Source organism: Vibrio sp. 2033, assembly GCF_033339735.1.
Map to the genome: position 1 here is coordinate 1 of NZ_JAWOVC010000853.1, position 514 is coordinate 514.

Here is a 514-nt window from a genome sequence, read left to right on the forward strand (position 1 = left end):
TGGGGGTGTAAAAGACACCTTGCCGTTAATCAACGGGTGATAGGGGCAGCCTAAAAGCTGCCCTTATTTTTTGGCAAAAAGTCCAGTCATAACAAATTCCAACTATTTCCTTATTTGCTCATAAAGGGCACTTCCACAGCCCATGTTTATGCACTCCCTCCCGTAACCTCCAGCATTGGGTTCTTGTAACTCAAAACGAATGGAGAATGCGATGATCAATTTCAAGCCTAAAATTCCGGCGATGCTTGGGGCTCTGGCGGTTCTTACCGCTGGTGCTGCTCATGCAGAGCTGCTGGAATACACCTTTAAGGCTCCAGATGGTACGCAACGGTCTCTGACTCCGAATGCCAACTATGCCAACCCAACGGGCAATATCTCGTTTGCCTTGAGTGCCGGTATCGACCGAAAGGTAAAGATTTCGGTGATTCGGTCGGATGGAACAGTGGTTTCGACAGCGACCAGCCACCTTCTTGGGGCTACTGATCGCATCACAGTGGGTGGAAAATCCTACTAT

At 49.0% G+C, this 514-nt stretch carries 1 protein-coding gene; it reads left to right on the forward strand.

The window, feature by feature from the left end:
• Positions 1–211: 211 nt before the first annotated feature.
• The coding region (locus R7P74_RS29460; RefSeq protein ID WP_318124293.1) for a DUF4165 domain-containing protein at positions 212–514 on the forward strand (303 nt) is incomplete at its 3' end.